The sequence below is a fragment of the Nocardia sp. NPDC004860 genome, from assembly GCF_040609015.1.
Taxonomy (GTDB): Bacteria; Actinomycetota; Actinomycetes; order Mycobacteriales; family Mycobacteriaceae; genus Nocardia.
This window is the reverse complement of record NZ_JBEXJI010000022.1, coordinates 162,228-168,260: the sequence shown is the minus strand read 5'-3', so window position 1 is coordinate 168,260 and position 6,033 is coordinate 162,228. Positions and strand designations below refer to the sequence as shown.

Here is a 6,033-nt window from a genome sequence, read left to right as displayed (position 1 = left end):
CACCTCCACAGGCAGCATCACCGCTCACCCGCCGAGGATCAACCCGCCACCCCGGGCGGCGGTTCCAGCACCAACCTTCTCGGACGCGGCACTAGCCCTCGGACCGGCGTCGGCGCAGCGTACAGCAAACGCACTACTTTGCCGCGTGGCGCGCTGACCGAACCGGCCATCGCGGCTGCGTGGAATATCAACGGACAGGAGTCATCTGGGCCCGCCGACCGAACGTCGTCGGCGCGCGGTATGGCCGATGGGCGGGCGCGTTGAAGCTTCGTGCACGCTTCAATTCAGGACAGGTAAACTGCGCAGTTAGGCTGTATATCTCACTGCGGGGGGATCGATGAAGACCGTGCACTTGCGGGTCGATGGGCGGCGACGGTCGTTCGCGCTCCGGCTACCCGCCGCGCCGCGTGCGGACTTGCCACTGGTACTGGTTCTGCACGGGAACCGTTCGTCGGTACTCGGACCGGTCCAGCGCTTCGCCGATTCGATATCGCGGCGCACCAACGGTTTTGGCGCATGCGCCGATCGGTATGGCATCGCGGTGGCCTATCCGGAGGCTTTCGGCGGTGCCTGGGCGGACGGCCGCGGTGTCACCACCGCTGACCGACATGCGGTGGACGACGTCGCCTTCCTGCGGGCAGTCGCCAAGTGGTGCGCCGATCAGCACGACGCCAGACATGACGGATTGCTGTTGGCGGGCATCTCGAATGGCGCGTTCATGGCGCACCGGATGGCGCTGGAGGCCTCCGAATCGGTTGCGGTGTTTGCCGCGATCGCGGGCGGGTTACCCGCCGAGTTGGCCGACCTGCAGCCGACCCACGCCGTCTCGGCGCTGCTGATCAACGGAACCGCCGATCGGGTTGTCCCGATCGAGGGCGGACACTCACGACGCCGCGGACCGAATGGCGAACTCCGCGGACGGACCCTCTCGCTTGCCGACACCGCTCGGCACTGGGCCGAAATCGATCGCTGCACCGCCGACGAGACCGTCGAAGAACGGCCGGCAGGTTCGGTCCCCAACCATCTGGCCATAACCCGGCGCGCCGTCGGCGGTGGCGTCGGCGGGACCCACGTGGAGGCGTGGACCATCCACGGCATGGGCCACACCTGGCCCGGCGCGCCCGCCTCCCGCATCCTCGAGCCAATGCTGGGCAAGACCCCACAAAACGTCGACGCAGCCGAAGAACTGTGCCACTTCGCCCTCCCCCTACTCATCCCGGCCGACGACCGCCGACTCTGAACACCAGCAGGCAGTCCGTTCGGGGCATCTCATCGCTCCGTCCCCGCAGTCGGCATATCGACAATCGTGAGACTCGCGGCGAACGTAATGCACACTAATGCCGCTGATCGCGCTGGCCGAACTGACCAGCGCCGGACATCGGAAGATCAACTGGTCGTATCGATTCGAGGCCGGCCGAACGCACGGTAATGCCGAGGACAGAGTGTTGAGTGGCGAGTTCGCGAGGGACCTTTTCGATCTTTCCTGCACGGTGGACAAGCTCGGCGTTGACTTCGCTCGGGCTCTGGATACCGCTGGTGGATCCCGGACACGGATGGTGTCGGTCGCTGTCTGTAGCGTCGCCGATGTTGCTTGAGCGCAGGGAGATTCAGGTGGGACCGGACGAAACAATGGAATACGACCAAGCAGGGCCGGTACCCGTGAACCAGAGCATGGACCTTATGGCGCATGGCGATTCGACCAGGATCCGACGTTTCTTCGTCGCGTGGAGCACGATGGGCATGCTCGGGGTGTTACCGGCGGGGTTCGCGTCACTGATCGTGTGGCTGGCGCTGGACGAGCCTACACATTGCGGTTTCGAAACCTCCTGCTCGGCGGACGGCATCTTGTCCAATGGTCTTGTGCCGCTGTGTTGCGTGTGGGGCTTCTGGTTCATCGCAGGGGTGATCGTCTGGGTAATCGGGCTGCCTGCCGCCGTGAAGAACCGCCGTTTCGGCCAGGCACCGGCCTTGGTGAGCGGCGCAATCGTCTTCGGCGTCGGATTGCTCCTCGCCGGCTGGACGTTGCTGCATGGAATAGACGCCAGCCACGGACCGTGATTACCCGAACGCGGTGTCGCGGCTTACATTCTTATCTGCGTGCTGACAGAACCCGCCAGCGAGGCAGATGAATGCCACCTTGCCGTGGCGACCCGCGTCCGGCCAATGCACGCACACGCCTGCTGAGCGGGCGTTCAATCGTTATCAGTTGCGGGAGGTGCCGACATGGGGCTGGCTCTGGAGGAAATTGTTGCCGCTGCCGAGGTGCTGTTCGCCGGGCGGCTCGATCTGATCGATTCGGTGCGCCGAGCAGCGGCGGGCCTGCCGGGGGAAGATCTCGAGATTCCCACTTCGGAATGGGAAGAGTTGGCTCACTACGAGCTGAATCACTGGCTGTCGGAGCCCGTTCCTGCCCCGATACCAGCAGCTCGGTATGGAATGTGCCCGCGCCGTCGCCGCCTGATTCCTCATCGACAATGAAAGTGATGTGCGCGTCCTCGAATCCGAGCCAGCGCTTGGTTAGCGGAAACCACGCCTTGTAGGTCGTTTCCTTGGCGCAGAAGAGAACTCGGTCCAAGTTCAATCCAGAGGGGTTGGTCTGCAACCACTCTCGTTCCTGCGGCAGTGCCACGGAATCGAGTACCCCATCGGGCAGGCTCTCATTCGGTTCAGCGTCGATCGCAACCGATCGAAACCGCAGGTGATGAGCTAGAGCAGCGGCCTGGTATCCCTCGCAGTGGGTGAGGCTGCCTGCCTACTATTCCGCGAGGCCATACTGGCGCTCCGCGCTCACCTTTGCCGATCGCGGCAGCTGGCTCACCTAGCTGCTGAAGTGCTTGACGGGCACAGTGCCGGGCTCCGATGAATTCTCGGCGCCGCTTGTCCACTGATCGTGCGATGAGATGCTCTTCGGCCGGGTGGGGCTTTAGGTCCTCCGGGTATTCGAGCAACTCAGCCGTCGCGACACCGGAAGGAAAAATCTTCTCGATCATCGCCTACGAGCGTAGCGGCACAACGCATTGCGGGCAGCCGCAAGCGCCTCGCGAATGCGCTGTAACCCGAAGCACAGAACGTCTTTCTATGCCGCATGCCGCGCTGACCGAACCGGCCAGCGCGGTCCTGCGGAAGATCGACGGCCCCGAGGCGACTCGGGCTGTTCCATTCTGGTGTGCCGACAAGGCTCTTCGGGTCGCAGAAATAGACCGAGACACCGGTTGCGAAGGGTGAACGCGGCGTGTTCGGCAATCTCGTAGCCTTGGCCCCGGTCAGAGTGCGGCACACCTAGATACCAGTGCGGGGCGCTACCGAGTCAGTCGACGACCGCGGTTGCAGCACTAACTAGCTGGTGGATCTACGTCGAAAGGCCGAGACTGGTTACTGCCTGTCCGCGCCATTGCGACCACACGGGTCGCCCCACCTCGGATCCGCCAGATCGGGCGACGTGCGTGAGTCTCCGCCTATCGACACGAAGGAGGCTGGAAATGGATCACTCAGACTTGGACCCGACCTTCTATCGGAGCGCAGCGGAGGCGGCTGCCGCGCCACCGGAGCGGCTCGCCTACGTTGTTGCGTTCGACCGGGCGGCACAGCAGCCGGATGCGCTGTCGGTAGTCGATGTGGATCCGGGCTCGGCCACCTACGGCAGGGTGGTGGGCTGGACCGAGGTGCCCCACCTGGGCAACGAGCTGCACCATTTCGGCTGGAACGTCTGCAGCAGCGCGCTGAAGCACGAGGGCCACCGCATCGACGGGCTGGCTCGGCGCTACCTGATCGTGCCGGGTCTGCGCTCGTCGCACCTGTACGTGTTCGACACCCAGCCCGACCCATGTCGGCCCACCCTTTCCAAGATCGTGGACAGCTCCGAGCTCGCGGCCAAGGCCGGCTACTCCCGCCCGCACACGCTGCACTGCGGGCCGGACGGTGTTTTCATGACCTGCCTCGGTGGGGCAGACGGATCGGACGGGCCGGGCGGGATCGCGCTGCTCGATCACGGCACGTTCGATGTGTTGCGGCAATGGGAGACCGACCGCGGGTCGCAATACCTCGCGTACGACGCCTGGTGGCATCTCAACCAGAACACCCTGATCAGCAGCGAGTGGGGCACTCCGTCCATGATCGAGGACGGGTTGCAGCCGGAGTTGCTGCTGGCCAACAAGTACGGCCACGCGATCCACTTCTGGGACCTCACCGCCGGTCGGCACCAGCAGCGGGTCGATCTCGGGGAACAGAACCAGATGGCACTCGAGCTGCGCCCTTCGCACGATCCGGACGCCACCTGGGGTTTCGTCGGCGTGGTGATCTCGACCGAGGATTTGTCGGCCTCCGTGTGGCGTTGGCACCACGACGGTGGTGTGTGGGCGGTCGACAAGGTGATCACCATCCCGGCCGAGCCGGCTGATCCCGACCTGCTGCCACCGGCACTGAAACCGTTCGGCGCGGTGCCGCCGCTGGTCACCGACATCGACCTGTCGGTTGATGACGCATACCTCTACGTCTCGTGCTGGGGCACCGGGGAGCTCAAGCAGTTCGACGTGCGCGATCCGGCCAGCCCGCAACAGACCGCGTCCGTCCGGCTCGGCGGGATCGTGGGCCGCGCCGCCCACCCGGCCGCACCGAACCAGCCGCTTGCGGGTGGCCCCCAGATGGTCGAGATCAGCCGTAACGGTCAGCGGGTCTACCTCACCAACTCGCTCTACAGCACGTGGGACGACCAGTTCTACCCGGATGGGGTCGGCGCCTGGATGGCCGTGCTGCACACCGATCCCGACGGCGGAATGACCATCGACGAGTCGTTCTTCCCACACGACGAGGACTTTCGAGGTCTGCGGGTGCACCAGGTGCGCCTCCAGGGCGGTGACGCCTCCTCCGATTCCTACTGCTACCGCTAGCTAGACCGCCCCGCCGACGACTCAACCCGATGTGGGCACGGCTCACTCGCCGCAGAGGTTTCCAGCGCGGGCCGCTTCGGCTGGATGTAGCGAGCAAGAGTGCGCGCTCATGCCGAATGCCGTGCATTCTGCGGATGGGTCAGCGGGCGACCCATGGGCGGCGGGTGCAAGGGACTCCGGACCCTTGTCGTGCTGAGACAGAAGGATCATGAAATGACATGCAGCACAGGGGATTACTCAAGGTCATTGCGTGCGGAAGCGCGACGCCAGAAGTTGGGAAGCCACCGGTACAACGCGGTACGGTCGTCCGGCCACGGAATATGTTGCTCGGCACCCCAGTCCTCGAAATCGTCGCGGGCAAGGTCGATGGGCCGCCAGCCGACAGCTAACGGCCTATCGGCTGCGGGATGCCGGACCTAGGTGAGACCATCACTGGAACCGAAGGCTTGGTAGTTCCCCTGTGCGTCGATCAGCGAGACCTTGTTGGCTCCGATGGCACTCCTCGGCCAACGGAGCTGGATCGGGTCGTCCTCCCAAAAGCAGACAGGGCAGATCTGAGCGAGCCGGGTACTTCTTCGAAGACGCGATGGCCACAACACGGGCAGGGATAGCCGGGACTCATCGGCTCAGTCTGGCTGGTATCGACGCTGATCCACCAATTCGCCGGTGCACTCGAGCGCTGACCGAACCGGTCGGCGCGGCACCTCGGAAGATCAACGGGCAGAGCACCGTACGACCGCCGGCAGTGCGCGCTCATGCCGAATGGCGCGCAGTACTCGATTACGGTCCATCGCGACAATCCGCTTTCCCCAACCACTCTCACCGCCGTAACCTCCTTCGTCAGGCCAGACGATGGACGACGAGCCGGTTCTGCGCTCCGTCGAAGAGTCCGGCCAGGATATCGGCCTCTGGCCGATGCCCGTCGAAGAGTCCCCTCCGATCGACGGGGCGGCCACGCGCCTTACTCGGGGTCAGGCCGGCAAGTCCACCAATATGGTTCGACGCCCGACAAAGCGTTTGAGCTGGTCAGTCGGTGAGGCCATACCCGAGGGGCCGTTCAGGTCGTCGCATCACGATGAAGGCTGTTTTCGATGTCGCCATGGGGACCCTGGGCCGAGATACAACTGCGCCCCGGTGCCATCGATTG

General features: G+C 64.7%; 6 protein-coding genes and 1 pseudogene. 5 read left to right on the top strand and 2 right to left on the bottom strand.

Going from position 1 to position 6,033, the window contains the following annotated elements; genetic code table 11:
• Positions 1–337: 337 nt before the first annotated feature.
• The 4 genes from ABZV44_RS32010 (at position 338) to ABZV44_RS31995 (ending at position 2,478) form a co-directional block, all read left to right on the top strand.
• Complete coding sequence (locus ABZV44_RS32010; RefSeq protein ID WP_354844458.1) at positions 338–1,240, top strand: PHB depolymerase family esterase; 903 nt, start codon at positions 338–340, stop codon at positions 1,238–1,240.
• Positions 1,241–1,337: 97 nt separating this feature from the next.
• Positions 1,338–1,595 carry a hypothetical protein gene (locus ABZV44_RS32005; protein WP_354844455.1) on the top strand — a complete coding sequence of 86 codons (258 nt, stop codon included), beginning with the start codon at positions 1,338–1,340 and terminating at the stop codon, positions 1,593–1,595.
• 16 nt (positions 1,596–1,611) lie between these two features.
• Positions 1,612–2,058 (top strand): hypothetical protein, encoded by a 447-nt coding sequence (locus ABZV44_RS32000; protein ID WP_354844452.1) that lies wholly within the window; start codon positions 1,612–1,614, stop codon positions 2,056–2,058.
• A gap of 165 nt (positions 2,059–2,223) precedes the next feature.
• Positions 2,224–2,478 (top strand): hypothetical protein, encoded by a 255-nt coding sequence (locus tag ABZV44_RS31995; RefSeq protein ID WP_354844485.1) that lies wholly within the window; start codon positions 2,224–2,226, stop codon positions 2,476–2,478.
• Here ABZV44_RS31995 and ABZV44_RS31990 read toward each other — a convergent pair.
• Positions 2,408–2,990 (bottom strand): annotated as a pseudogene (locus tag ABZV44_RS31990) (4'-phosphopantetheinyl transferase superfamily protein); the annotation flags it as partial. The gene ABZV44_RS31995 and the pseudogene ABZV44_RS31990 sit on opposite strands and share 71 nt — an antisense overlap.
• Positions 2,991–3,479: 489 nt before the next feature.
• Here ABZV44_RS31990 and ABZV44_RS31985 point away from each other — a divergent pair.
• Positions 3,480–4,886, top strand: coding sequence for a selenium-binding protein SBP56-related protein (locus ABZV44_RS31985; protein WP_354844449.1), 1,407 nt, complete (start codon positions 3,480–3,482; stop codon positions 4,884–4,886).
• A gap of 416 nt (positions 4,887–5,302) precedes the next feature.
• Here the strand turns inward: ABZV44_RS31985 and ABZV44_RS31980 are convergent, their stop codons facing one another.
• Positions 5,303–5,485, bottom strand: a complete 183-nt coding sequence (locus ABZV44_RS31980) for a CPCC family cysteine-rich protein (RefSeq protein WP_354844446.1) — start codon at positions 5,483–5,485, stop codon at positions 5,303–5,305.
• Positions 5,486–6,033 lie beyond the last annotated feature (548 nt).